The sequence below is a fragment of the Tardiphaga sp. vice154 genome, from assembly GCF_007018645.1.
Taxonomy (GTDB): domain Bacteria; phylum Pseudomonadota; class Alphaproteobacteria; order Rhizobiales; family Xanthobacteraceae; genus Tardiphaga.
Genome location: NZ_CP041399.1, coordinates 2,612,738 through 2,636,558, shown reverse-complemented (window position 1 = coordinate 2,636,558; position 23,821 = coordinate 2,612,738). Strand labels below are relative to the sequence as shown.

Genomic DNA, 23,821 nt, shown 5'->3' with positions numbered 1-23,821 from the left:
AAGGCTGAAATGCCCATGGCCGCTGTGATCGATGGTCCCGCGGCCGCCGCACCGGCAGCTTGTCGCATCGCGCGCGTCGAAATTTTCAGCGACATGCAGGCCGCCGAGCCGATCTGGCGATCGCTGGAAACCTCCGCGCATCTGTTCACGCCCTATCAGCGTTTCGATCTGCAGGCCGCCTGGCAGATACATATCGGCGCAAGCGAGGGTGTGCGGCCGCTGATCGTCGTCGCCTATGACGCGGCCAATGAGCCCTTGCTGCTGCTGCCGCTCGGCCTGCGGCAACAGCGCGGCATGGCGGTTGCCTGCTATCTCGGCGGCAAGCACATCACCTTCAACATGCCGCTGTGGCGGCGCGATTTCGCCGCGGGCGCCGGCAAGGCCGAGATGGACGCGCTGCTGCGCGGCATCCAGCGGCACGTCACCCGGGTCGATGTGCTGGCCCTCGCCCGCCAGCCGCAAAGCTGGCTCGGCATGGCCAATCCCCTCGCCTTGCTGCCGAGCCAGGCCGCGACCAACGGATGCCCGGTGCTGCGAATGACACCGGGCGCGGCACCCGGCGACCGCGTCAGCGCTTCGATGCGCAAGCGCCTGAAGACCAAGGAACGCAAATACGACAGCGTGACCGGCTATCGCTATCTGCAGGCCCGTTCCGAGGCCGACATCACGCGCATCCTCGATGCCTTTTTTGCCATCAAGCCGTTGCGCATGGCGGAGCAGAACCTGCCCAACGTGTTTGCCGAACCCGGCGTCGAGGCCTTCATCCGCGACACTTGTGCTGCGCCACGCGACGGTGGCCACGTCATCGATCTGCATGCGCTGGTCTGCGACGAGGAAGTGATCGCGATGTTTGCCGGCGTCGCCGACGCCGGACGCTTCTCGATGATGTTCAACACCTACACGATGTCGGAGAATGCGAAGTATAGCCCCGGCCTGATCCTGATACGGACCATCATCGACACCTACGCCGAGCATGGCGTCACCTCGCTCGATCTCGGCATCGGGGGCGACGATTACAAGCGGATGTTCTGCAAGGACGACGAGCCGATCTTCGACAGCTTTTTGCCGCTCACCGGCCGCGGCCGGCTGGGCGCGCTCGGGCTGTCATCGCTTGCGCATGCCAAGCGCATGGTCAAGCAATCGCCGGCCCTGACGCAAATGGCGCAAAAACTGCGCGGCGCGTTGCAGCGCTGATCCTCTCACCGATACAGACATTGGTTTCTCACCCTCCCCTGGAGGGGGAGGGTGAAGAGCGCCACCGCCTTAGCCTAGATTGCTGAGCTCGTATTTACGCCGCTGCGACCTGCGCGGGTGCATTCGCCGCGGCCGGATCGACGTCCGAATGCAGCATCGCCACCTCGGCGAAGCCGACGGCGCGGAGCTGCCCGGCCATCAGCGCGCGCGCTTCCGCGTCCATCGACGACTCCGGCATCACGACCGCGCGGGCCTGCGAGGTCAGCAGCCCGGCCGGCAGGTCCGCGGCCGTGCCGGCATCGAGCAGCACGTGGTCGTACACCCGCAGCAGCGCGTCGAGCGCCATGGTCAGCCGCGGCGACTGCAACAGCGCGCGGTCGGCGCCGGCGCGCCCCATGCTGACCATGTGAACGGCCGACATCCGGTCCTTGGTGATGACCTGACCGAACGAGGCCTCGCCCAGCATCAGTTCGGCCAGCCCGGGTGCCGCGGGATCATTGGACACTGCCCTCAATTCCGGCGACGCCGACGACAGGTCGACCAGCACCACCTTGGCACTGCGCGCCAACAGCCGCGCCAGGGTCAACGCCGTCAGCGAGATGTTGTCCTGCTGCCCGGTGCCGAGGATGGTGATCTTCCTTGCCGAGGCGCCCGCAGCCCGCAGTGACACTGCGAGCTTTTCGATCTCGCTGACCTTGGCGGCCAATTCGGGATGGGTTTCGCGCACGACCGGTTCAGGCGCCACGGCGACCGGCGCGGGCATCGGCGAGGGTGTCGAAATGAATGCGGGCGTCGGGGCAGGCTCGACGACCGGCGGGATCGGCGTTTGCGCCACGACGGGCGCAGACGCCACGACGACGGGCCTTTCGACAACAGGTGCCGCGGCGACCAGCGGCTCGACGAAGGCCGGCGCGGCACGCGCCACGGCCATCGCAGGACGCGGCGCGGTCATGCGCAGCAATTCGCCTGTGACGATACTGCCGGCGGACAGCATCAGGGTCGCCAGCGTCGCGATCAGCACGATCGGCAATTTCTTCGGATAGGCCGGCGTGTTCGACACGATGGCGCGCGATATGATGCGGCCATCGGTGGGTGCGGCCTCAATGTTCTCCCGCGTCGTCGCCTCGCGATATTTGGCGAGATAGGTTTCCAAGAGGTCGCGCTGCGCCTTCGCCTCGCGCTCCAGCGCGCGGGCCTGCACGTCCTGGCCGTTGGTCGAGGTCGCCTGCTTCTTGACCTGTTCGAGGCTGTTGGTCAGGCCATCGACGCGGCCGGCGGCGATACGAGCATCGTTTTCCAGCGAACGCGAAAGCTTGGCGGCCTCCTCGCGCAACTGGCGGTCGAGGTCGCCGAGCTGCGCCTTCAACTCCTTGATGCGCGGATGGCCGTCGAGCAGCGTCGAGGATTGTTCGGCGAGCTGCGCGCGCAGCGTGACGCGCTGCTCCGACAGCCGGCGCAGCAATTCCGAATTGAGAATTTCGGACGACTCGATCGGCCGCCCGCTCTGCAGCATGTCCTTGATCATCCGTGACTTGGATTCAGCATCGGACTTCAGGGCGCGGGCATTATTGAGCTGGGAGTTGATCTCACCGAGCTGCTGGTTCGACAGCGACGTGTTGTTGGTGCCGATGAACAGGCTCGACTTCGAGCGGAAATCCTCGGCGCGGGATTCCGCGTCCGCCACCTTCTTGCGCAGGTTGTCGATCTCGCCGGACAGCCATTGCCCCGCGGCCTTGGCCTGCTCCTGACGCGCGCCCTGCTGCATCGTCAGATAGCCGTCGGCGATCGAGTTGGCGACCCGTGCTGCCAGCTCCGGATCGCGCGACTGGAATTCGATCACCATCACGCGGGACTTGTCGACCGCATAGGCCGTCAGCCGCTCGTAGTAGGAGTCGAGCACGCGCTCCTCGGGCGTCATCGAGAACGGATCGCGCCCGATGCCGAACAGCGCCAGCAGCGTCTTGATCGGCGACATGCCGTCCAGCACCGGATCGAATTCCGGCCGCTCGGCGAGCTTGTTCTTCTTAATGATGTCACGCGCCAGATCGCGCGACAGCAGCAATTGCACCTGGCTGGTGACGGCTTCGGCGTCGAGCGAGGTGCGCTCCTCGTTGCGCTCGCCGTTCGGCCGCAGGAAGACGTTTTCGCGCCCGTCGATCAGGATGCGCGCTTCGGACTTGTAGCGCGGCGTGATAAGGTTGACGGCGACCAGCGACAGCAGCAGCGCCAGCGCGGTCGGGATCAACACCCAGGCGCGCTTGCGGTTGAGGGCATGGCCGAGTGCGCGCAAATCGAGATCACCAAGTTGTGGCGGCGGCACGGGCGCGACCGTAGCGGCCATCGGCCGTCGCTGCGCCTTGCGAAACATCGACGTGCTGAACAAGGACCGGCTGGTCGGGCTGGGCTGCGCAACCGCCGGAGCGACCGTATCGCTCGCCCCTTGGTCCTTGCCTTTACGCCAGAATGCCAAACCCATCGCACACTCCTACCAACGCCAACTGCGTCTCACACAGGGACCATTAAATGCGATTAAGGTTGCCGCGCGGTTAATTCGGTACCGCACTCCCCGATATCAGCGCCGGCGTCGCCGGACTCATCGTTTGTTAACCACGAGCACCCTTATTGGAGCACTATCGGTCCGTGGATTTTTCCAATGCGTGTTGCTCCCCATCTCGCCTGTCTTGTCGCTGCGCTGGCACTGTCCGGCTGCATGGGCCGTTCCGGCCCCGTGGCGCAGCGTCAGCCGCAGGGCGGCTTGGATGCCCTGGCGTACGGCGCGCCGACGCCTGGCGCGCCGCTCGGCGTTGCCGTTTCAGCTCATGGCTATGATGCCGCCTACCGGCTCGACGCCGGCGACAAGCTTCGCGTCGTGGTCTACGGCCAGGAAGGACTCACCAATTCCTATGCGATCGATGCCGGCGGCTCGATCACCATGCCGCTGATCGGCGCGGTGCGTGCCCGCGGCCTGACGCCGGCGGCGCTGGCCGGCAGCATCACCGCGCGGCTGCGCAACGGCTTCATCCGCGAGCCCTCAGTGGCGGTGGAGATCGAGGCCTACCGACCATTCTTCATCCTCGGCGAGGTCGCCGCCCCCGGGCAATATCCCTATGTGCCAAACATGAGCGTCGAGGCCGCGGTGGCGATTGCCGGCGGATTCCTGCCGCGCGCCCGTCGCGACGAGGTCATGCTGTCGCATCCGACCGAGCAGGGCATCGTTCGCGCCGCGGTGCCGCTCGGCACACCGATCGATCCGGGCGATACCATCCAGATCGGCGAGCGCTGGTTTTGACGATGGCGCCAGACAGCCAGCCGTTGCGCATCTTGCACGCCGTCCGCGCCCCGGTCGGCGGCATCTTTCGTCACATCCTCGATGTCGCCAATGGCCAGGCCGCCCGCGGTCACCAGGTCGGCATCATCGCCGACAGCCTCACGGGTGGCGAGCGCGCCGCAGCGGCCTTGGCCGAGATCGCGCCGCGGATGGCGCTCGGCGTGCACCGCCTGCCGAGCCACCGCGAACCGCATCTGACCGACCTGCTGGCATGGGCGCAGTTCATGCGTCTGGTGCACAGGCTGGCTCCCAATGTCCTGCATGGCCACGGCGCCAAGGCCGGCGCCTATGTCCGCCTCAAGCTGAGGTCGAAGACCTGCATCCGCGTCTACACGCCGCATGGCGGGTCGCTGCATTATCCGCCGAACACGCTGAAGGGCAAGCTCTACGCCGGCGTCGAGCGGATGCTGATGGACCACACCGAACTGTTCCTGTTCGAGAGCATGTTCGCGCGCAACACCTACCAGCGCGTCATCGGCACGCCGTCGGGACTGGTGAAGTGCGTGTTCAACGGCGTCACCTCCGACGAGTTCGAACCGGTGACCCCCGCCGCCGACGCCACCGACCTGTGTTACGTCGGCGAATTCCGCCACATCAAGGGCGCCGATCTGCTGGTCGATGCGGTGGCGCAATTGCGCGCCGAAGGCCGGCCGGTGACGCTGACGCTGGGCGGCGACGGCGAGGAGACCACGCGGCTGAAGGCGCAGATCGAGCGGCTCGGTCTCGGCGACGCCGTGCGCTTCATCGGCCACGTCAAGGCGCGCTACGGTTTCTCGAAGGGACGCCTGCTGGTGGTGCCGTCGCGTGGCGACTCGATGCCCTATGTGGTGATCGAGGCCGCCGCCGCCGGCGTGCCGATGATTGCCGCCAATGTCGGCGGCATTCCGGAAATTTTCGACGTCCACACCAGCGCGCTGTTCCCGCCGGGCAACGGAGCTGCGATCGCTGACGCCATCCGAACGGAACTCGACGAACCCAAGGCGGCATTAGCGCGGGCGAAGGCAATGCGCGAACGCATCGCGCAGCACTTTTCCCAGGATGCGATGGTCGAAGGCGTAATCGCCGGATATCGGCAGGCCTTTGCCAATCGTTAACCACCGTTTACCTGTAACAATTTATTCCGAAATACCCATTAGACGTTGACGCCATGTCAGGCGTCGCACACCACTGCGCCGGGCCCAGCTCAAACGGATTGCAGTCGTGGAACCGATCAACGCACGCTCCATGCTCGATGAAGCCGCAACCCTCGCCGGCCGACCGGCCGTCGAACGTCGCCGCCGTCTGTCACCCGCCGCCCTCGACGTCGTCAGCCAGAAGGTCCGCGCCGCCTATTCGCCCGTGGTGATTGCCGGGCTGGTGCGGCTCGCCGATTTCGTGATGCTCAGCTTCGTCGGCGTGGCGCTGTATCTGGCCTATGTCGCCCGCATGGACGGGTTCGGCTGGGAATACCCGGCGGCGATCGTGGCGATGGCGGCAGCAGCCGTGATCTGCTTCCAGGCCGCCGACCTCTACGAGGTACAGATCTTTCGTGGCCAGTTGCGACAAATGACCCGCATGATATCGACCTGGTCGTTCGTGTTTCTGCTGGCCATCGGTGTTTCCTTCTTTGCCAAGATCGGCGGCTCGGTTTCACGAGTCTGGCTGTCGGCTTTTTTCGTCGTCGGCCTGGTGGCCCTTGTCGCGCAACGCTCGCTGTTGCGCGGCCTGATCCGGCGCTGGGCGCGGCAGGGCCGGCTCGATCGCCGCACCATCATCGTCGGCGCCGACAGCAGCGGCGAGCATCTGATCCGCGAATTGCTGGCGCAGGATGATTCGGATCTGCATATCCTCGGCGTGTTCGACGACCGCGCCGACAAGCGTTCGCTCGACACCGTGGCCGGCACGCCGAAACTCGGCCGCGTCGATGACATCATCGAATTCGCCCGCCGCACACGCGTCGATCTGGTGTTGTTCGCGCTGCCTATCTCGGCCGAGACGCGCATTCTGGAAATGCTGAAGAAACTGTGGGTGCTGCCGGTCGATATCCGGCTCTCCGCGCACACCAACAAGCTGCGCTTCCGTCCGCGATCCTACTCTTATCTCGGCAAGGTGCCGACGCTCGACGTGTTCGAGGCGCCGATCACCGACTGGGACCTGGTGATGAAGTGGACCTTCGACCGCGTTGTCGGCGCGTTCGCACTGCTGGTGCTGCTGCCCGTGATGGGGCTGGTGGCGCTGGCGATCAAGCTCGACAGCCCGGGCCCCGTGCTGTTCCGGCAGAAACGTTTCGGCTTCAACAACGAGCGCATCGACGTGTTCAAGTTCCGCTCGCTGTATCACGACCAGGCTGACCCGATGGCCAAGACCGTCGTTACCAAGGGCGACACGCGCGTCACCCGCGTCGGCCGCTTCATCCGCAAGTCCAGCCTCGACGAATTGCCGCAATTGTTCAATGTGGTGTTCAAGGGCAACCTGTCGCTGGTCGGCCCGCGCCCGCACGCCTTGCAGGGCCGCGTGCAGACCCAGCTGTTCGACGAAGCGGTCGACGGCTACTTCGCCCGCCACCGCGTCAAGCCCGGCATCACCGGCTGGGCCCAGATCAACGGCTGGCGCGGCGAGATCGACAACGAACAGAAGATCCAGAAGCGCGTCGAATTCGACCTGTATTATATCGAGAACTGGTCGGTGCTGTTCGACGCCTACATCCTGCTGAAAACGCCGGTCTCGCTGATGACGAAAAACGAGAACGCGTATTAGGTCGATATAATCCTACGCGGCAGGCACGCCTGCCTTAGATCGACGCTGCTCTCTACCCGAGTCGTCCCCGGGAAAGCGGGGACCCATAGCCTCTGTCCGTGATGAGGAAGCGACCTGCCAGCCGCGAACACCTGTGCGCAACACGACGACAGCGTGTATGGGTCCCCGCTTTCCCGGGGACGACAGGCGGAAAGTACAGAGCCTGAAGACGATCAACGGGATCCCAGCATCCCCCTCCCCCGCTACACCACTCGTCAACATTGCCGGCGTATACTTCACTCGCCATGACCCTGCTCGCCACCGATCAAAACTATACTGCAACGACCGCGCCCGCCGTGGTGACACTGCAGCGTGCGCTGCTGTGGCTGATGGGGTTCGGCGGCGCCATCGTCTTCATCGAGCCCAGCCCCTACGAGATTGCCACCATCACCGCGATGGTGGTGTTCTTCGCCGGCGGTCTGCGCATGCGGCTGGCGTTCGTGCCGCTGCTGGCCCTGCTGTTCCTGATCAACATCGGCTATACGATCTGCGCGGCCTACCTGCTCGACCGAACGCCGATCATCAACTGGATCCTGACGTCCTGGTACATGGCGGTGTCGGCGGTCTTCGTGGCGCTCGTAATCTCCGAAGACACCGCGGCAAGACTCGACCTGCTGCGCCGCGGACTGATTGCCGGCGCGCTGCTGGCGTCGCTCGCCGGCATCGCCGGCTATCTGCACCTGATCCCGGGCGGCTCGATGTTCACGCTGTACGGCCGCGTCTCCGGCACCTTCAAGGACCCCAACGTGCTCGGCGCCTATCTGGTGCTGCCGGCCCTGTTCGCGCTGCAGAGCGTGGTGAGCGACCGCTTCGGCCGCGCGCTGCGCAGTACGGTGGTGCTCGGCATCCTGACGCTGGCGGTGCTGCTGGCGTTCTCCCGCGCCGCCTGGGGCCTGCTGGCCATCACCGCGGCCTTCATGCTGTTCCTGATGGTGCTGACCAGCCCGTCGCACCAGCAGCGCTCGCGCATCATCGTCATGGCGATCGCCGCGCTGATCGCCGTCGTCGTGGTGATCGTGATCCTGCTGCAGTTCGATTTCATCGCCGACATGTTCAAGCAGCGCGCCTCGCTCGACCAGTCCTACGACGAAGGCCGCTTCGGCCGCTTCGGCCGCCACGTTCTGGGCGCACAGATGGCGCTCGATCTGCCGTTCGGGATCGGCCCGCTGCAATTCACCAAATTCTTCCCCGAGGATACGCACAACTCCTATCTCAATGCCTTCATGTCGGGTGGCTGGATTTCGGGCATTTGCTATCCCGCGCTGATGTTCACCACCGTGCTGCTCGGCTTTCGCTACGTGTTCGTTCCGGTGCCATGGCAGCGGGCCTATCTCGCGGTTTTCGCGGCGTTTCTCGGCACCGTATTCGAAGCCTTCATCATCGACACCGACCACTGGCGCCACTTCTGGCTCATGCTCGGCGCGATGTGGGGCATGTTCGTCGCCGCCCAGCAATATATGGCCGAACCCGTCCCCGGAATCGATGAAGCCAACGGAACACCTGCCGCATGACGTCACCGATCCGCATTGCGGTCCTGATCCCCTGCTACAATGAAGAGGCCGCGATCGCCCAGGTCGTGGCCGGCTTCCGCGCCGCGCTGCCGATGGCGGAAATCTATGTCTACGACAACAATTCGTCGGACCGCACCATCGAGGTCGCGCGCGCGGCTGGCGCGCAGGTGCGCTCTGAGCGGCACCAGGGCAAGGGCCACGTCGTCCGCCGGATGTTCGCCGACGTCGAGGCCGACATCTACCTGCTGGTCGATGGCGACGCGACCTATGACGCGGCCTCTGCATCGCCGATGATCGAACTCCTGATTGCCGACCACCTCGACATGGTGGTCGCACACCGCGTCGACCAGGCCAGCGCCGCCTACCGCACCGGCCACCGCACCGGCAACTGGCTGCTCACCAGCTTCCTCGGCGACGTGTTCGGCCGCGGTTTCGAGGATGTCCTGTCGGGCTACCGGGTGTTCTCGCGGCGCTTCATCAAGTCGTTTCCGGTCCTGTCCGACGGCTTCGAGATCGAGACCGAACTCAGCGTGCACGCGCTCGAACTGGCGATGCCCGTGGCCGAACTCAGGACGCCGTATTTCGCCCGTCCGGAAGGCTCGTTCAGCAAGCTCAATACCTGGGGTGACGGTTTCCGGATTCTCGGCACCATCCTGAAACTGTACCGCTCGGAGAAGCCGCTGCGCTTCTTCGGCGTGATGGCCATCATGCTGGCGTCGATCTCGATCGCGCTGTCGATCCCGATTATGATCACCTACTTCGAGGAAGGCGTGGTGCCGCGGCTGCCGACCGCCGTGCTGTCGCTCGGCATCATGCTGGTGGCGGTCATGTCGGTATTCGCCGGACTTGTGCTGGATACCGTTTCGCGCGGCCGGCGCGAGGCGAAGCTGCTGCGCTATCTCGCCGAGCCCTGGCTGGCGCGTTGACCCGCAAACGAAAACAGCCCCCCTCGCGCGGGGCTGAATACGTCGCAATCAGAAGTTTATCGGACGATAATCGTGCGACCGCGCTGACCGCGATGATAGCCGCGATCCCAATGGCGCGGCGGCGGGCCACGACGGTAGTCGCGTCCACGATAGCCCCGATCGCGATAACCACGATCCCGATGACCATAGCCACCGCCGCCACCGAGCTGAACGCTGATGCCCTGCGCCGCCGCGGGAGCCGCCGGCGTGGCGACATACAGCAAAATCGCAGCAGCGACCAGCAACGCGAATTTCTTTATCATGAAAATCTTTCCCTTGTGAAGTGTCGCGGAACAAGTCGGCCAACCTCCGATGGTTCCGATCAAATATGTCGCGAAACTTTTACATGGCTGTTAACGCCCGGTTAACCACGCGAGCTCATAGTTGAAAGATCAAGCGTGGGCCGGATGTACGCCCGCGCAAATGGTCCGGGGCTCACGCTTCGGGCCATTTTGTTGTTTGAGAGAGTTTTATCGTTCGGTGATCTCGGCTTGCGATCATCCGGTGAGAATCATGCTGCGAGCCCTGGCATAATCCCAGGCGGAGAACAGCACGCCGCCAGGCTGGCCGCTTGGCATCACGATAAACGGGTCGTCGATAGACGCGAACGGAAGCACGGCGTGGCGAGTCGCGCGCTACACTGAACCGACAATGACCAAATGGAAGTCAGTTTGGGGATGGTGGGATGAATTGGTCGGAGCGAGAGGATTTGAACCTCCGACCCCTAGTCTCCCAGACTAGTGCGCTAACCGGGCTGCGCCACGCTCCGACGATGCCGCATCCTGTAGCTTTGATCCGGGCCGGGCGCAAGAAGCTTGGCGACGATTACGCCTGCGATCGCCACCGGCGATCTTCGCGACCTCAGCCGTCCTTCATCGCCGCATCGAGCGCCTGCCGGCACGCCAGCAGGTCCTCCAGCGCGGCGCGGAGGCGCGCGCGGTCGCGCTGCCGAGCGGCACGGTCGATGGCCGGCGCCGGTGCAGGACGCGGCTCGGGTGGTGCTTGCGGGCGCGGCCCCTCGAAGCGCGGCAGCGGCGCGGCTATGTCGGGCTCGCGACGGGGCGAAAGATCGGGTTCACGCCGTGGCACGACGCCGGGCTCGCGCCGGACCTGCATCATGGGCTCGCGGCGGACTGCAAGTTCGGGTTCGCGGCGGGCGACCACCGGGACCGCCTCCTCCTCGTCCTCCTGCTCGTCGATCTCGGCCTCGGCCTCCACTGACTCGTCATCGGGCTCGTCATCAACCGGCGCCCGCTTCGCGTCGGGACGCGGCGGGGCGAACGCCGGCGCGGCGTTGCCATCGACCAGTCCCTGCACCGCCTTGATGCCGTTTTCCTTCAGGATGCGCTGCACGCCACGGATGGTGTAGCCCTCGCCGTACAACAGGCGGCGTATGCCGCGCAGCAGGTCGACGTCGTCGGGGCGGTAGTAGCGCCGGCCGCCGGAGCGCTTCATCGGCTTGATCTGGGTGAACCGGGTTTCCCAGAACCTCAGCACATGCTGGGGAATGTCGAGGTCGTCGGCGACCTCGCTGATGGTTCGGAATGCATCCGGCGCTTTGTCCAAATGCTGGATCCCCAATTTCATCGGTCAGCGCTCCGCGAGACAGCGGGCTGCAAACTCACTCGTCGTGTGCTTCCTTGCCGTTACCGGCCGAAGCGTCGCCATTGATGCGCTGCTTGAGAATCGCCGACGGCTTGAACACCATCACCCGCCGCGGCGAAATCGGTACCTCGGTGCCGGTCTTGGGATTGCGGCCGATGCGCTGGCCCTTCTTGCGCACCATGAAGGAACCGAACGACGACAGCTTCACCGTCTCGCCCTTCTCCAGGCAATCGGTAATTTCCTTCAGAACCAGTTCCACGAACGCAGACGATTCCGTGCGCGAGAGGCCCACCTTTTGGTAGACCGCCTCGCACAGATCGACGCGTGTGACTGTTTTTCCCGTGCCCGTCATCGCCTGCCCCAACTCTCGGCGAACAAAATTGTTGTCAGAAATTATGAGGTTAACGACCAATGGTCAACAGCGCTCATCGATGCCGCGGCATCGAAGTTCATGACAATGCGAGATAATTTGTAATCAGCCTACCAGCGGATCAGCGCCGAGCCCCAGGTGAAGCCGCCGCCCATCGCTTCCAGCAACACCAGGTCACCCTTCTTGATGCGGCCGTCGGCCACCGCGACCGACAATGCCAGCGGGATCGAGGCCGCGGAGGTATTGCCGTGCAGATCGACCGTCAGAACCACTTTTTGCGGCGCGATATGCAGCTTGTGCGCGGAGGCGTCGATGATGCGCTTGTTGGCCTGGTGCGGCACGAACCAGTCAATGCTCTCGGCGGTCGCGCCGGTGGCCTTGAACGCATCGACGATCACGTCGGTGATCATGCCGACCGCGTGCTTGAAGACTTCGCGGCCTTCCATGCGCAGATAGCCGACGGTCTGGGTCGAGGACGGCCCGCCATCGACATAGAGCTTTGACTTGTGGCGGCCGTCGGAGCGCAGATGCGTGGTCAGCACGCCGCGGTCGGTGGCGTCGCCGGGCTGCGGCTGCGCGTCCAGAATGATCGCGCCGGCGCCGTCGCCAAACAAAACGCAGGTGCCGCGGTCGGTCCAGTCGAGAATGCGGGAGAACGTCTCGGCGCCGATCACCAGCGCGCGTTTGAAGGCGCCGGCCTTGAGGAAATTGTCCGCCGTGGCGAGCGCGAAGACGAAGCCCGAGCACACCGCCTGCAGGTCGAACGCGGCGCCATGGTTGATGCCGAGCGCGTGCTGCACCGAGACCGCGGTGGCGGGGAAGGTGTTGTCCGGCGTCGACGTCGCCAGCACGATCAGGTCGATCGATTGCGCATCGATGCCGGCATGCGCGATCGCGGCCTGTGCGGCCTTGATCGCCAGATGCGAGGTGAACTCGCCTTCCGCGGCGATGTGGCGCTGGCTAATGCCGGTGCGCTGCACGATCCATTCGTCGGAGGTATCGACCTTGGCGGCCAGTTCGGCATTGGTCAGGATCCGCTCCGGCAGATAAGAGCCGCAGCCGAGCACGACCGAACGTATCGAAGTCACGAGACAGCCTCCTGCGCGGGCGCAAGGGAAGCGCCGGCGTCGCGGTTGAGCATCAGATTGATCTTGGTGAGCAGATCGTAGCTGACCATGTCATAGCCAACATCGATCGCGTAGGCAAAGCCGTCGGAATTGGTGCCGCCGTGGCTCTTCACGACGATCCCTTTCAGTCCGAGGAACACCGCACCGTTGGACTTGTTCGGGTCCATCTTTTCGCGTAGCGCCTGGAAGGCATTTCGCGCAAACAGGTAGCCGATCCGCGAGCGCCAGGTGCGGCCCATCGCGGAACGCAGATATTCGGCGATCTGCCGCGCGGTGCCCTCGGCGGCCTTCAGCGCGATATTGCCGCTGAAACCTTCGGTGACGATGACGTCGGCGGCGCCCTTGCCGATGCCGTCGCCTTCGACAAAGCCGATGAAGTCGAGTTGCGGCAGGTTCGCGGCGCGCAGCAGTTCCGCCGCCTCGCGGATTTCCTCGCCGCCCTTCATCTCCTCGACGCCGATATTGAGCAGGCCGACGGTCGGGCGCTCCAGATCGAACAGCGCGCTGGCCATCGCAGAGCCCATCACCGCCAGCGCCTTCAGATGGTGCGCGTCGCCGCCGATCGTGGCGCCGAGATCGAGAACCACCGAATCGCCGCGTGCGGTCGGCCAGATCGCCGCCAGCGCCGGCCGGTCGATCCCCTCCAGCATGCGCAGGCAGAATCGCGACATCGCCATCAGGGCGCCGGTGTTGCCGGCGGATACCGCGACATCGGCCTCGTCCTTCTTCACGGCGTCGATCGCCTGCCACATCGACGAGACCTTGCGGCCGCGGCGCAGCGCCTGGCTCGGCTTGTCGTTCATGCTGACGGCAACGGTGGTGTGAAACACCTTCGACACCTTCTTCAGCGCCGGATGCTTCGAAAGCTCCGCCTCGATCAACACGCTGTCGCCGAACAGCAGGAATTCGCTGTCGGGATGGCGGGTGAGGGAAATGGCGGCGCCGGGGATGACCACCGATGCGCCAATGTCGCCACCCATGGCGTCAAGCGCGATGCGAACCTTTTTCGGCATGAACGTCCCGGAAGCCTGTCTCTGGCAGCCCTGAGAAGCGGGCCGCGACGGATGCCCACCGCGAGAGCTGGCGAGCGGCGAAGGTATCAATTATCTGTACGGAGCGGGACAATAGCGTTTCCCCGTGCCGATACAACATCTTGACCGCATGCTTTTGCTGCGTAAGGCGGCTTGGGCCGGAATCGCTCCCGATCGGCCCACTCGGGGGCATCCGGCGTTAACAACCAGAAACCGGCCAGATGTGCTGCCCGATTTTGCTCAGTCGCCGCGCGATCCGCCGGTCCAGCCCTTCGGCTTCTTGGCATCCGGGCCTTCCTTCAGGACCTTTAGCGCCGCGAACGGATGTTCCTTGGGGTCGACCTGTTCGACCGGCGCCACGAATACGGCGTCCGCCTTGCGCGGATAGGGATTGAGCCCGAGGTACAGCGCATCGGTGGCGAGCCGGCCGATGTCGATGAAGCCGTTCTCGATCGGCTCCGGCGGATCCGGGGTCTCCTCGTCGCTCTCGATGTCCTCGTCGACCGAATCGGCCAGTTCGCGGATCTGCGACGGCGGCGCGAAAACGAGATCGATTTCCTCGTCGAAATCGCTTTCCATCGGGTCCAGCGTCACCACGCAGGTCTGCCCGACCCGGCCCCAGACCCGGCCGGTCACATGGACATGCCCGCCCTTGATCGGGGTCAGCAGCAGCGATGCCTTCGCCGAGCCCACGCCCAGCAGGCCACCGAGGGCCGCCATGGCCTCCCGCTCGCCCGGATTGGCCTCGATGTCGCGCGCCACCCCGGTTTCCGGGATCTGCATCACGGCAATCGGCACGCTCCAGGGATTCGACGTATCCGTCGGTCGGTCGGGTCTGCTCATGTCTTTACCAATGTTGCTGCGGGCTGCGGGAATCGCCACGCGCCGGATGTCAGGGTCGTCTCGTCCAACTGGCCCAGGTCGCGGACCGCCGCCTCGACGTAGGAAACCAGCCGCCGGGCGTGCTCGGGATCGACGCCATTGTAGATATTCTTCGACAGCGCCTGCGCCAAGGGCTCGGGACCTGCGTCCCAAGCCATATCATAGGCGGCGGCGCGACCGTAAAGCGCGCGGCCGAATTCCTGCATTTTCTTCGGCACGCGCAGGTCGGCGGTACCGAGCTCACGCAGATTGTCGTCCATATCGGTGCAGAAACGCTCCACCAGCGCCTGCGAGAACTCTCTCGGCGCGCCTTTCAGCTTCAGTTCGCGCAGCGCCAGCCACAGATGCAGCAGCAACATATCGAAACGGCCATCGACGCTGTCGCGGACGCCAAGCTCCCGATAAAACAGAGGTTCTCGCGCTTGCGCCACGATCATGCCATAGATGGACTCAATGGTGCCGCGCAACGGCGTCGGGGTCTTCCTGAAGAGATTGAACGGCCAGACCATCTTGAGTTCCTCAGGCGGGCCCTCCGGGCGCGCATGTTGCATTCGGAAGCTCTGCCCGGTACGTCAACGCCTCGACCGATGCAAGAGGACGGGGTCCGCTCCACGATGACAATTTCGAGCCACACCGGCGCGCAAGCGCAGCCGAAGCGCGGTTTTCGCCGCCTGCTCGGCGCGCTGACCGCCGCCGTCGTCTGCCTGTCGCTGGGCGCCTGCGCCGAGCAGTTTCAGAAGGGCTACATCCTGCCGATCGGCGCGCTGGAGCAGATACCGATCGGCGCCAGCCAGGACCAGGTGCTGATCGTGATGGGGACGCCTTCCACCGTCGCAACCCTGAGCGGCGAGGTTTTTTATTACATCTCACAGCGCGCCGAGCGCCCGGTCGCCTTCATGCGGCAGACAGTCACCGACCAGCGCGTGATTGCTATCTATTTCGACAAGAACCGCCGCGTCGAAAGGCTTGCCAATTACGGTCTGCAGGACGGCAAGATCTTCGACTTCATCAGCCGCACCACGCCGACCTCCGGCCAGGAAATGAGCTACCTGACCCCATTGTTCAAGCTGATCAGCTTCCGCTAGCCCCGTCCGGGGATCTCCCCGGACCACATGGCTGACGATAGCGAGATCCCCGCGGGGGTCTTGCGATCGTCCCGGCCGACACAAGCCGTGATTCCCGGTTCATGCTGATCTCAACGGCCGCGCCATTCATGCGGGCTTGCTCTGGTCCGGCGCCTTGATGCGAAACCAGGCGACGTACAGCGCCGGCAGAAACAGCAGCGTCAGCACCGTTCCGACGATGATGCCTCCCATCATGGCGTAGGCCATCGGGCCCCAGAAGATCTCGCGTGAGATCGGAATCAGCGCGAGGCTTGCGGCGGCTGCCGTCAGCAGAATGGGCCGCATGCGATGCTCCGTTGCTTCGACGACGGCTTCCCAGGGCGGTTTGCCCTCTTCCCTGAGATGCTCGATCTGCACGATCAGAATGACCGAGTTGCGGATCAGGATGCCGATCAGCGCCAGCACGCCGAGGATGGCCACGAAGCCCAGCGGCGCGCGGCTTGGTAACAGGGCGGCGACGACGCCGATCAGAGCGAGCGGCGCCACCGCGAACACCAGGAACAAGCGGTGGAAGCTCTGCAACTGCATCATCAGGATGGTCGCCATCGTGAACAGCATCATCGGGATCACAGCCAGAATCGGCGCCTGCGACTTGCCGCTCTCCTCGACCGCACCGCCCACCGCGACGTAATAGCCGGCCGGGAGTTTCGCGGAGAATTCAGAGATCGGCGCCTTGAGGTGGGTCACCACGGTAGCGGGCTGCGTGTCGTCGCGAATGCCGGCCTTCAAGGTGATGGTCGGAAGCCGTGATCGGCGCCAGATCGTCGGTTGCTCGAGTTCATAGCGGAACGTCGCCACTGCCGCGAGCGGGATGGACTGGCCGCTGTTGCCGGACAGCTGCAGATTGCGCAGTGTTTCGATCGAACCGCGTTCCGTTGCGTTGGCGCGGCCCAGCACCTTCACCAGATAGATGTCGTCGCGCACCTGGGTGATCGACGTTCCATTGACAATGCCGTTCAGGGTGGTCGCGATATCCTCGGAGGTAACGCCGAGCTGGCGTGCCTTGTCCTGCAACACATCGACCTTGACGACGCGCGCCGGCTCCATCCAGTCGAACACGACGTTGTCGAGGTGCTGGTTGCCCGAGATGATGCCGGCGAGTTGCTGGGAGTAGGCCCGGACCCGGGCTATGTCCGGACCGCTCATGCGATACTGCACGGGTCGTCCGACCGGCGGCCCGATATCGAGCAGCTTCACGAACGCGTCGGTGCCGGGAAAGGTCTTCGTCAGATAGGCCTGCAATTCGCCCCTCAAGCGGTTTCGGTCCGCGAGGCTCTTCGTCACGATCACCATCTGGCCGAACGACGTGTCGGCCGGCTGCACGTCGAAAGACAGCAGGAAACGTGGTGCCCCCTGTCCGACGTAGGTTGACCAGTGATCGATACCGCTACTTTCCTTCAGCGCTTCCCGCTCGAACCGGGCCATCTGCTCGTTGGTCTCTGCGATCGAACTGTTTTGCGGCAGGTTCCAGTCGACGACCAGCTCGTTGCGGTCGGACGACGGAAAGAACTGGTTCTGAACGTAACGCATGCTGAACACCGACAGAGCGAACGCCGCTATCGTCACCGCAATGGTAAGCCATCGCCGACGCATGCACAGCGCCAGCGCCCGGCTGAACCAGGTTGCAAACCGGCCCTTGTTTTCGTGGTGGCTTTTCATGGTGGCCGGCAGGATGGTCACGCCGAGCAACGGCGTGAAAAGCACGGCGACGATCCACGACGTCACGAGGGATACCGCGATCACGACGAACAGCGTGAACGTGAATTCGCCGGCGGCGCTATCATTGAGGCCGATCGGAATGAAGCTGGCCACGGTCACCAGCGTGCCGGTCAGCATCGGAAAGGCGGTGGACGTGTAGACGTAGGTCGCGGCCTTGGCGAGCGTATCGCCGACCTCCAGACGCGCCACCATCATTTCCACGGCGATCATGGCGTCGTCCACCAGCAGACCAAGCGCGATGATCAGCGCCCCCAACGAAATCCGCTGCAGCGAGATGCCCGTATACGACATAACCAGAAAGGTGATCGCGAGGACCAGCGGGATCGAGATGGCGACGACAAGCCCGGCGCGCATGCCCAGACTGATGAAGCTGATCGCCAGCACGATCACGATCGCCTCGAACAAGGCGCGGGTAAAGCCGGAGACCGCCTCGTCGACGATCTGGGGCTGGTCTGAAACCAGATGCACCTCGGCTCCGACCGGGAGATCGCCGGTGATTCTCGCCATTTCCTTTTTGAGGGCTTCGCCGAACTCGAGCAGATTGGCACCGGCCTTCATGCCGATCGTCAGCCCGATCGCCGGCTCGCCCTTGTAGCGGAACAGCGAGGTCGGCGGGTCGGTATAGCCGCGGCGCACGGTGGCGACATCGGTCAGCGGAAAGAACCGGTCGTTGACCCGCAGATTGATCGCCTTCAGGCTTTCTTCCGAGGTGAACTGCCCGCTGACCCGGACACTGATCCGCTCCGGACCGGCCTGCAGCACGCCCGACGGCGTGACCGCATTCTGCGCCTGAAGCGACGTGAGGATCGAGCGCTGATCGAGACCGAGCGCCGCAATCTTGCGGGTCGAGAATTCCAGAAAGATGACTTCGTCCTGGGCGCCGACGATATCGACGCGTCCGACGTTCGGCACCTGCAGCACCTTGGCGCGAACCTCCTCGACTCGGTCCCGCAACTGGCGCTGTGTCAGGCCATCGCTGGTGAAGGCATAGATGTTGCCATAGACGTCGCCGAAGCGGTCGTTGAAGACCGGTCCGACGACGCCGTCGGGAAACTGCCCCTTGATGTCGTTGATCATGTTCCGGACGCGGACCCATGTCGGGTTGACGTCGCGCGCCTTGGTCGTGGCCAGCAGATTGACAAAAACGGTGGTCTGGCCCGCCGTCGTGATGCTCTTGGTGTATTCGAGCGACTCGAGTTCCTCGAGCTTCTTCTCGATGCGGTCGGTGACCTGGCGCGTGGTGTCCTCGGCCGAGGCGCCGGGCCAACTGGCCTGGATCACCATGGTCTTGATGGTGAAGGCCGGATCTTCCTCGCGCCCGAGGTTCAAATAGCTGAAGAACCCGGCCACCATGAACGCGATCATGAAGTACCAGACCAGCGAGCGATGATGCAAAGCCCAGTCGGAAAGATTGAAATTTTTCACGCCGAGGCTTCCTGTTCCAGACGGATTTTCTGGCCTTCCTTGAGATGATGAACGCCAGCGGTCACGACGCGCGCACCGGCATCGATGCCGCTGGTGACGGCCACCGAGCCGTCATTGTTCGTGATGATCTGCACGTCACGCAGATGGACCGACTTGGTGGCCGGATCGACCAGCCAGACGCTTGATTTGCCGTCCCTGGTCAGTATCGCGGTTGCCGGCAGCCGGAAGCCGCGCGTCCTCTTCTCCGGGATCAGCGTGGTGATGGTCGAGCCCAGCCTGAACGTTTCGGGCGGCGCCTCCAGCGTGATGCGGATCCGGCGTGCGCGGGTAACCTGATCGGCCTGCGGGGCGATTTCGCGCACCTTGCCGGAAACGCGGATTTGCGGGTTCAATTGCAACGCGACCGTCAGCGGCATGCCGATCAGCAGCGCGCCCGCCACATCGTCGGAAACATCGATGACCGCCTCGCGGATGTCGGGCCTGGCCACGGTCACGACGGTCTGGCCGGGATTGACAATCTGCCCGACCTGGACGCTCACCGCGGTGACGACGCCGCCATATTCGGCGTTCAGTTTGGTGTAGCTGAGTTGTTCGCGGGCTTTCGTCACAGCCGACTGCGCGCGTATCACGGAAGCCTCGGCGGCTGCATTGCTTTCATCGGCGCTGTCGAGCGTAGCCTTGGTGGTGGCGTCGGTCTCGATCAGGGTGCGCTGACGTTGGGCCGTAGCAGCCGCATTGACCAACTTCCCCTGCGCCGTCGTCAGGTCCGCCAGCGACGAGCGCACGGCAAACTCCGCTGCAAATGCATCGACCGAGGCGAGCATCTGACCGGCCGCGACCGTATCGCCGACATTGACCGGTCGGGAGATCAGCCGCCCCAGCATGCGAAAGCCGTAGTCGGTCTTGAATTGGGGTTGAACCGTGCCGACGACCGATACCGTCGCAGCTTCGAGCGGCTCGACAACCATGGAGAGCACGGGCCGGATCGCCTCCGGCGCAGCGGGCTTTTCCTGGCAGCCGGCCATTGCGCCGCAAAGAGCGATCACGCCGATCAGTCGAGCCGCCGTCATGCCTGAGCCCCTTCATATGTAATGATTTGCGCCGGCCGCAGCAGTTTGCCGCCGTCGATGACCACCCGTTCGCCCGCCGCAAGGCCGTCGCTGACGACGAACGCGTTGGTCTCGTAGGTTTCAATCACGATGCTTCGCAGTGATACGGCGTGGCTCTTGGGATCGATGACCCAGACCGCAGGACCGTTCACGTCGGACGTGAGCGCGCTCCATGGCACCACGATCTTGTCGGCGGGCACGGTTCGCCCCTCGCCGCTCAGCGGACTGTTCAGCGTCATGGCTGGCGGCGGGTTCTGAATCGACATCTTGACCCGGACGGTCGAATTCTTCGGATCGACCGTGGGCGACACCTCGCGAATGCGGGCGAGCGCCGTGACGGAAGGATCTGACAGCAAATTCACCGTGATGGTGTCGCCGTCCACGGGGCGCAGGAAGATCGACTCATAGACATCGAATACGGCGTCGCGCGCGCCGTCTTCGGCCAGCGTGTAGGCAGACTGGGCGGATTGAGCGACCTGCCCGACTTCGACATTGCGGGCCGTAATGATTCCGGACGCGCTGGCGCGCAGATCGGTATAGGTCAGCGCGTCGGTCGAGGTCCCCAACTGCGCCTTGGCGGCCTCAAGCGTTCCCTCGGCGGTCCGCAGCCCCTGTTGCGCCTGATCGAACGAGACCCGCGTGGTGAAGCCACTTGCCATCAGGGTCTTCTGCCGTTGAAACGTCGCCGTCGCGACCCGCAGCTGCGCTTCGGCCGCCGTGACCGCGGCCTTCGCTCCTTCGAGATCGGCTTTTTGCTCGGTAGGATCTACCCGCGCCAGAACATCGCCGGCGTTGACGTGGGCACCGACATCCACCAGTCGCTCGGTGACCCGTCCGCTGACGCGGAACGACAGTTCGGTGCTGACGCGGGCCTGGACGTCCCCGGTCAGCCGGATCACCGTCTGCCGTGGCTGGGGCCGGACGACTTCGCTTTTCACCATCGCAGGGGAACGAGCTGGCGTGCGGGCAGGTTCGCAAGCTGCCAGGAACAATGCGAGCGGCATCATAAGACAGTTCCAAACGACTCGCGGCACCATGCGACGACCTGCTCCAACAATTCGTCTGAAATCCATATAATTGACTAACTCGAAAGTCAATAATATAACAAGTTTGAAATGAGTATTGAGATGCCTGCTAAAATCAAGAAAACGCGAGCGCGGCGCAAGGCCGAACGCCCCTCCGAGATTCTGGATGCGGCCTTCGAGGAGTTCGTCAAGAATGGCTACGGCTCGACGCGGCTGGAAGATGTCGCCACGCGCGCTGGCGTCACCAAGGGAACGATCTACTTTTACTTCGAGACCAAGGAGCGGGTTTTCGAGGAGATGGTCCGCCACACCTCTCTCGGTTTCTTTCCTGACTTTGAAAGCTACGCCGCGAAACTGCAGGGATCCTACACGCGCCGGCTGCATGACCTAATGGTCTTCGTGTTTGGACGGATTGCCGAGAGCCGGGAATCGCGCGAGACGCTTCGCTTCCTGATCGCGGAGGGGACCAGGTTTCCAGATCTCGTCGAACGGCACTACGACGAATTCGTCAAGCCGACGATCGACCAGTTTCAGAAGATCATCCAGGCCGGCATTGCCGCCGGCGAATTTCGGGCGGCGCCGGCGACGTCCTTCACCGAGATCGTCATGAGTCCGGCCTTGCTGTTGAGCCTGTGGGCGCTGTTGTTCGGAAGCCGCAAGCAACTCGATGTCGCGGCTTTCACCACAGCGAGCATCGATCTGTTCATGCACGGACTATCCGCCTCCAAGTAGGTCAATGGCGGAAGCGGCGTGCGGGGATGGCGTGGCCTTCGCGGCAGTCCCGGATGGTGCCGCGACGTCACGGTGACGTGGCTTTACCCGCGTCAACGGGCGTCTTGCCGATCTCGCCGTGCCGCTCTACGGTTTGCACCAAGACCAAAAAGTCATAACGACAAAGTTCAGGGAAGAAACCGATGACCCGCTTGATCACGCGCCGCGGCGTGCTGTCCGCTGCTGCCGGTCTGTCAACCGCCGCGATCCTGCCACGCAGCTCCCTCGGCGCCGGTGAATGGCGCCCCACCGAAACCGTCCGCGTCATCGTCCCCGCGGCCGCCGGCGGTTCGACCGACGTGATGGGCCGCCTGCTGGCCGCGCACCTGCAACCCGTCTGGGGGCAATCCGTGGTCGTGGAAAACCGCTCCGGCGGCGGCGGCACCATCGGTACCGCCGAAGTGGCCCGCCTCAAGGGCGACGGCCATACCATCCTGGTCGGCAATCCCGGCCCCAACGCCATCGCCTACAGCATCTTCAGAAACCTCAGCTACAAGGCCGAGCAGTTGCAGCCGGTCAGCAACATGATCCGGATCCCGAACATCGTCTGCGCGCACCCGTCGGTGCCGATCAAGACCATCCCGGAGCTGATCGCCTATATCAAGGCCAATCCGGACAAGCTGAACTACGGCTCCTCCGGCGTCGGCCAGAGCCCGCATCTGACCGGCGCGTGGTGGCTGCAGCTCACCGGGCTGAAGATGCAGCACGTCCCGTTCCGCGGCGCAGGACCTGCGCTGCAGGCGGCGCTGGCCGGCGACATCCAGATCCTGTTCGACAACCTCTACCCGTCATTGCCGCAGGTGCTCGACGGCAAGCTCACCGGCCTCGCCGTCACCACGCCGGAGCGCAGCGCGCTGGCGCCGAACGTGCCGGCGATGCGCGAGACGGCGCCCGAGTTGGCCAAGTTCGACGTCGCCTCCTGGTTCGGCGTGTTCTATCCGAAGAGCACACCCTCGGCCGCCGTCGACTCGCTGAACAGCGAGATCAAGGTGCTGCTGGCCCGCGCCGACACCCAGAAAACCATCGCGGCAATGGGTGCCGTGTCCGACTACGGCACACCGGCGCAGTTCTCGACCTTCGTCGAGGCCGAGACTGCCAAATTCAAGACCATCATCGACAAGGAAGGTCTGCAGATGGAGGTTAAGTGAACCGACGCTATCGCCGCGGCCGCTAGCGCCGCGGCGGTCGAAGCGGTAGACCGCCTTCATGACCATCCGCCCGATCGTGCGCTACCCCGATGCCCGCCTGTCGCTGCGCGCGCAGTCCGTCGTCTCGTTCGACGGCGCACTGCGCGAGCTGGCGAATGATCTTCTCGACACCCTGCATGCCGCGCCCGGCATCGGCATCACCGCGCCGCATGTCGGCGTATCGCTGCGCGTGGTGGTGCTCGACCTCGACGCGGTCACCGGCGCGCGCAGCTACATCAATCCGGAAATCGTCTGGACCTCGCCGGAGATGATCACGCATCAGGAGGGCAGCGTCTCGATGCCCGGCGTCAACGGTGACATCCAACGTCACGCCCGCGTGCGGATTCGCTATCAGGACCTTGACGGGGCATCACAAACCGAAGAATCCGACGGCCTGCGCGCGGTGTGCCACCAGCACGAGATCGACCAACTCGACGGCATGTTCTGGATGCAGCGGCTGTCGCGCCTCAAGCGCGACCGGCTGATTAAGAAATTCGAGAAGCAGTTGCGGGGCTGATGGGCCGCGGCACGCGTCGCCTTTTCGCCTTCGAATTTTTTGCGGCCCTCCTCGTTTCCGCCTCGCCTCTGCGGCGTGAAGTGTTACGCTTGGCTGTTCCTGGAATGACCCGGCGCGGGGTGAACTCACCTGTCGCCGGCTTCTTCGCTGCAATGC

21 protein-coding genes and 1 tRNA gene are annotated in these 23,821 nt (G+C 64.3%); 10 read left to right on the top strand and 12 right to left on the bottom strand.

Annotated features, from left to right (window positions below):
- Positions 1–9 precede the first annotated feature (9 nt).
- Positions 10–1,194: a GNAT family N-acetyltransferase gene (locus FIU28_RS12275; RefSeq protein ID WP_143573258.1), complete on the top strand. Its 1,185-nt coding sequence runs from the start codon at positions 10–12 to the stop codon at positions 1,192–1,194.
- A gap of 94 nt (positions 1,195–1,288) precedes the next feature.
- On the opposite strand, the gene FIU28_RS12270 is transcribed toward FIU28_RS12275, so the two are convergent.
- Positions 1,289–3,670 (bottom strand): GumC family protein, encoded by a 2,382-nt coding sequence (locus FIU28_RS12270; RefSeq protein ID WP_143573256.1) that lies wholly within the window; start codon positions 3,668–3,670, stop codon positions 1,289–1,291.
- A 177-nt stretch (positions 3,671–3,847) separates the two neighbouring features.
- Here FIU28_RS12270 and FIU28_RS12265 point away from each other — a divergent pair, with 177 nt between their 5' ends.
- From FIU28_RS12265 to FIU28_RS12245, 5 genes are all read left to right on the top strand, one after another.
- Positions 3,848–4,483: a polysaccharide biosynthesis/export family protein gene (locus FIU28_RS12265; protein ID WP_143573255.1), complete on the top strand. Its 636-nt coding sequence runs from the start codon at positions 3,848–3,850 to the stop codon at positions 4,481–4,483.
- 2 nt (positions 4,484–4,485) lie between these two features.
- Positions 4,486–5,616: a glycosyltransferase family 4 protein gene (locus FIU28_RS12260; protein WP_210245395.1), complete on the top strand. Its 1,131-nt coding sequence runs from the start codon at positions 4,486–4,488 to the stop codon at positions 5,614–5,616.
- Positions 5,617–5,722: 106 nt separating this feature from the next.
- Positions 5,723–7,258, top strand: a complete 1,536-nt coding sequence (locus FIU28_RS12255; protein ID WP_168202936.1) for an undecaprenyl-phosphate glucose phosphotransferase — start codon at positions 5,723–5,725, stop codon at positions 7,256–7,258.
- Between the two features lie 284 nt (positions 7,259–7,542).
- Positions 7,543–8,808: an O-antigen ligase family protein gene (locus FIU28_RS12250; protein ID WP_143573251.1), complete on the top strand. Its 1,266-nt coding sequence runs from the start codon at positions 7,543–7,545 to the stop codon at positions 8,806–8,808.
- Positions 8,805–9,734, top strand: a complete 930-nt coding sequence (locus FIU28_RS12245) for a glycosyltransferase family 2 protein (protein WP_143573249.1) — start codon at positions 8,805–8,807, stop codon at positions 9,732–9,734. Before FIU28_RS12250 ends, FIU28_RS12245 begins: the two co-directional genes overlap by 4 nt.
- A 56-nt stretch (positions 9,735–9,790) precedes the next feature.
- Here FIU28_RS12245 and FIU28_RS12240 read toward each other — a convergent pair whose 3' ends face one another.
- From FIU28_RS12240 to FIU28_RS12205, 8 genes are all read right to left on the bottom strand, one after another.
- Positions 9,791–10,036, bottom strand: coding sequence for a hypothetical protein (locus FIU28_RS12240; protein ID WP_143573247.1), 246 nt, complete (start codon positions 10,034–10,036; stop codon positions 9,791–9,793).
- 428 nt (positions 10,037–10,464) lie between these two features.
- Positions 10,465–10,542 (bottom strand) — tRNA-Pro (locus FIU28_RS12235).
- Between the two features lie 92 nt (positions 10,543–10,634).
- Positions 10,635–11,339 (bottom strand): MerR family transcriptional regulator, encoded by a 705-nt coding sequence (locus tag FIU28_RS12230; protein ID WP_143576160.1) that lies wholly within the window; start codon positions 11,337–11,339, stop codon positions 10,635–10,637.
- Positions 11,340–11,394: 55 nt separating this feature from the next.
- Positions 11,395–11,730: an integration host factor subunit alpha gene (locus FIU28_RS12225; RefSeq protein WP_143576159.1), complete on the bottom strand. Its 336-nt coding sequence runs from the start codon at positions 11,728–11,730 to the stop codon at positions 11,395–11,397.
- A gap of 128 nt (positions 11,731–11,858) precedes the next feature.
- Positions 11,859–12,836 carry a beta-ketoacyl-ACP synthase III gene (locus tag FIU28_RS12220; protein WP_143573245.1) on the bottom strand — a complete coding sequence of 326 codons (978 nt, stop codon included), beginning with the start codon at positions 12,834–12,836 and terminating at the stop codon, positions 11,859–11,861.
- A complete protein-coding gene (gene plsX, locus FIU28_RS12215; RefSeq protein ID WP_143573243.1) occupies positions 12,833–13,888 on the bottom strand; it encodes a phosphate acyltransferase PlsX in 1,056 nt (351 codons plus the stop codon). The genes FIU28_RS12220 and plsX overlap by 4 nt, the downstream gene beginning before the upstream one ends.
- A gap of 258 nt (positions 13,889–14,146) precedes the next feature.
- On the bottom strand, positions 14,147–14,749 hold the full coding sequence (locus tag FIU28_RS12210; protein WP_143573242.1) for a YceD family protein: 603 nt from the start codon (positions 14,747–14,749) through the stop codon (positions 14,147–14,149).
- Positions 14,746–15,297, bottom strand: coding sequence for a ubiquinol-cytochrome C chaperone family protein (locus tag FIU28_RS12205; protein WP_143573240.1), 552 nt, complete (start codon positions 15,295–15,297; stop codon positions 14,746–14,748). The genes FIU28_RS12210 and FIU28_RS12205 overlap by 4 nt, the downstream gene beginning before the upstream one ends.
- A 105-nt stretch (positions 15,298–15,402) precedes the next feature.
- Here FIU28_RS12205 and FIU28_RS12200 point away from each other — a divergent pair, with 105 nt between their 5' ends.
- Positions 15,403–15,873 (top strand): outer membrane protein assembly factor BamE, encoded by a 471-nt coding sequence (locus FIU28_RS12200; protein ID WP_168202934.1) that lies wholly within the window; start codon positions 15,403–15,405, stop codon positions 15,871–15,873.
- Between the two features lie 126 nt (positions 15,874–15,999).
- Here FIU28_RS12200 and FIU28_RS12195 read toward each other — a convergent pair whose 3' ends face one another.
- Genes FIU28_RS12195 through FIU28_RS12185 form a run of 3 tightly spaced genes read right to left on the bottom strand, consistent with a single transcriptional unit; the run spans position 16,000 to position 21,172 of the window.
- The gene (locus FIU28_RS12195; protein WP_143573236.1) at positions 16,000–19,056 is read right to left on the bottom strand and encodes an efflux RND transporter permease subunit; all 3,057 of its coding nucleotides are present in this window, start codon (positions 19,054–19,056) and stop codon (positions 16,000–16,002) included.
- Entirely contained in the window at positions 19,053–20,126 is a 1,074-nt protein-coding gene (locus FIU28_RS12190; RefSeq protein WP_143573234.1) for an efflux RND transporter periplasmic adaptor subunit, read from the bottom strand. The genes FIU28_RS12195 and FIU28_RS12190 overlap by 4 nt, the downstream gene beginning before the upstream one ends.
- On the bottom strand, positions 20,123–21,172 hold the full coding sequence (locus FIU28_RS12185) for an efflux RND transporter periplasmic adaptor subunit (RefSeq protein WP_246660953.1): 1,050 nt from the start codon (positions 21,170–21,172) through the stop codon (positions 20,123–20,125). The genes FIU28_RS12190 and FIU28_RS12185 overlap by 4 nt, the downstream gene beginning before the upstream one ends.
- Before the next feature lie 120 nt (positions 21,173–21,292).
- Here FIU28_RS12185 and FIU28_RS12180 point away from each other — a divergent pair, with 120 nt between their 5' ends.
- The 3 genes from FIU28_RS12180 (at position 21,293) to FIU28_RS12170 (ending at position 23,665) form a co-directional block, all read left to right on the top strand.
- Complete coding sequence (locus FIU28_RS12180) at positions 21,293–21,922, top strand: TetR/AcrR family transcriptional regulator (RefSeq protein WP_143573230.1); 630 nt, start codon at positions 21,293–21,295, stop codon at positions 21,920–21,922.
- A gap of 182 nt (positions 21,923–22,104) precedes the next feature.
- Positions 22,105–23,109: a Bug family tripartite tricarboxylate transporter substrate binding protein gene (locus FIU28_RS12175; RefSeq protein ID WP_143573228.1), complete on the top strand. Its 1,005-nt coding sequence runs from the start codon at positions 22,105–22,107 to the stop codon at positions 23,107–23,109.
- A gap of 58 nt (positions 23,110–23,167) precedes the next feature.
- Positions 23,168–23,665 carry a peptide deformylase gene (locus FIU28_RS12170; protein WP_143573226.1) on the top strand — a complete coding sequence of 166 codons (498 nt, stop codon included), beginning with the start codon at positions 23,168–23,170 and terminating at the stop codon, positions 23,663–23,665.
- The last annotated feature ends 156 nt before the right edge of the window (positions 23,666–23,821 follow it).